Annotated in this window: 4 protein-coding genes; all 4 read left to right on the plus strand. The window is 64.3% G+C overall.

Annotation, left to right across the window (positions count from 1 at the left end):
• The coding region (locus tag R8O10_RS23765; protein ID WP_318191771.1) for a hypothetical protein at positions 1-190 on the plus strand (190 nt) is incomplete at its 5' end.
• Positions 191-246: 56 nt separating this feature from the next.
• The gene (urfF, locus tag R8O10_RS23770) at positions 247-453 is read left to right on the plus strand and encodes a plasmid repression protein F (protein WP_112928753.1); all 207 of its coding nucleotides are present in this window, start codon (positions 247-249) and stop codon (positions 451-453) included.
• Between the two features lie 29 nt (positions 454-482).
• Positions 483-1322, plus strand: coding sequence for a helicase RepA family protein (locus R8O10_RS23775; protein WP_318191772.1), 840 nt, complete (start codon positions 483-485; stop codon positions 1320-1322).
• Positions 1309-1943 (plus strand): replication protein C, IncQ-type (gene repC, locus R8O10_RS23780; protein WP_318191773.1); only part of this gene is annotated, 635 nt, incomplete at its 3' end. The genes R8O10_RS23775 and repC, both read left to right, overlap by 14 nt.

Consider the following 1943-nt stretch of genomic DNA (forward strand, 5'->3'; position numbering starts at 1 on the left):
GCCGGACGAGATCGGCAAGGCCATGGCCGAGGCCAGCCCCGCCATCATGGAGCGCAAGACGGGCCATGAGGCCGATTACATCAAGCGTACGGTGCAGAAGGTGATGGAGCTGCCGCAGGTGCAGGAGGCCCGCGCCGAGCTGGCGAAGCAGGCCGAGAAACAGCAGTACCGAGGGCCGACATTAGGATAAAACACTTGCATTAGAGCTAATGCCTGTTATGGTGTTAGCTCTAATGCGGAGGAAATATGAAAGACCAACACGACAAGCGTACCGGCAACCTGCTGGCCACCCCCAACGCTATACGACAGGCCCGCTTTGCCGAGCAGCAGCGAGCCATGGGCCGCAAGGCCCGGAAGATATGGGCCACAGACGCAGAGGCCGAGGCGCTGCGGCTGTATCTGGAAGAACTCAGGGCGGCGCAGGGCGGGGGTAGTGACCCCGCCAGCGCCTAACCACCAACTGCCTGCAAAGGAGGCAATCAATGGCTACCCATAAGCCTATCAATATTCTGGAGGCGTTCGCAGCAGCGCCGCCACCGCTGGACTACGTTTTGCCCAACATGGTGGCCGGTACGGTCGGGGCGCTGGTGTCGCCCGGTGGTGCCGGTAAATCCATGCTGGCCCTGCAACTGGCCGCACAGATCGCAGGCGGCCCCGACCTGCTGGACGTGGGCGAGTTGCGCACCGGCCCGGTGATCTACCTGCCCGCCGAAGACCCGCCCACCGCCATACATCACCGCCTGCACGCATTGGGGGAACGCCTGACCGACGAGCAACGGCAAGCCGTGGCTGACGGTCTGCTAATCCAGCCGCTGATCGGCAGCCTACCCAACATCATGGCCCCGGAGTGGTTCGACGGCCTCAAGCGAGCCGCTGAGGGACGCCGCTTGATGGTGCTGGATACCTTGCGCCGGTTCCACATCGAGGAAGAGAACGCCAGCGGCCCCATGGCGCAAGTGATTGGCCGCATGGAGGCCATCGCCGCCGATACCGGGTGCTCTATCGTGTTCCTGCACCATGCCAGCAAGGGCGCGGCCATGATGGGCGCAGGCGACCAGCAGCAGGCCAGCCGGGGATCGTCCGTGCTGGTGGATAACATCCGCTGGCAATCGTACCTGTCCGGCATGACCACCGGTGAGGCCGAGGAATGGGGCGTAGACGACACGCAGCGGCCCTATTTCGTCCGCTTTGGAGTCAGCAAGGCCAACTATGGGGCACCGTTCAAAGACCGCTGGTTCAGGCGGCATGACGGCGGGGTACTCAAGCCCGCCGTGCTGGAAAAGCAGCACCAGAGCAAGGGGGTGCCTCGTGTCAAAGCCTAAGAACAAACACAGCCTCAGCCACGTCCGGCACGACCCGGCGCACTGTCTGGCCCCCGGCCTGTTCCGTGCCCTCAAGCGGGGCGAGCGCAAGCGCGGCAAGCTGGACGTGACGTATGACTACGGCGACGGCAAGCGGATCGAGTTCAGCGGCCCGGAGCCGCTGGGCGCTGATGATTTGCGCATCCTGCAGGGGCTGGTGGCCATGGCCGGGCCTAGTGGTCTGGTGCTAGAGCCAGAACCGGAGACCCCCGGCGGGCAGCAGCTCCGGCTGTTCCTGGAACCCAAATGGGAAGCCGTTACCGCTGACGCCATGGTGGTCAAGGGTAGCTATCGGGCGCTGGCTCGTGAAATAGGCTATGCCAATATCGAGGACTCAAAGCCCATCAGGGACTGCATTGAACGGCTTTGGAAGGTGTCCATCATCGCCCAGAATGGCCGCAAGCGGCAGGGCTTCCGGCTGCTTGCCGAGTACGCCAGCGACGAGGCAGACGGGCGCCTGTATGTGGCCCTGAACCCCTTGATCGCGCAGGCCGTCATGGGTGGCGGCCAGCATGTGCGCATCAGCATGGACGAGGTGCGGGCGCTGGACAGCGAAACCGCCCGCCTGCTGCACCAGCGGCT

Origin of the sequence: Vibrio sp. 1727, assembly GCF_033344415.1 — a bacterium.
In the GTDB taxonomy this organism is placed as follows: domain Bacteria; phylum Pseudomonadota; class Gammaproteobacteria; order Enterobacterales; family Vibrionaceae; genus Vibrio; species Vibrio alginolyticus.

What these genes read in the sequence shown, in the direction of transcription:
- R8O10_RS23775 (WP_318191772.1), top strand. Translation starts at nt 483, where the DNA reads ATGGCTACCCATAAGCCTATCAATATTCTGGAGGCGTTCGCAGCAGCG.
- urfF (WP_112928753.1), top strand. Translation starts at nt 247, where the DNA reads ATGAAAGACCAACACGACAAGCGTACCGGCAACCTGCTGGCCACCCCC.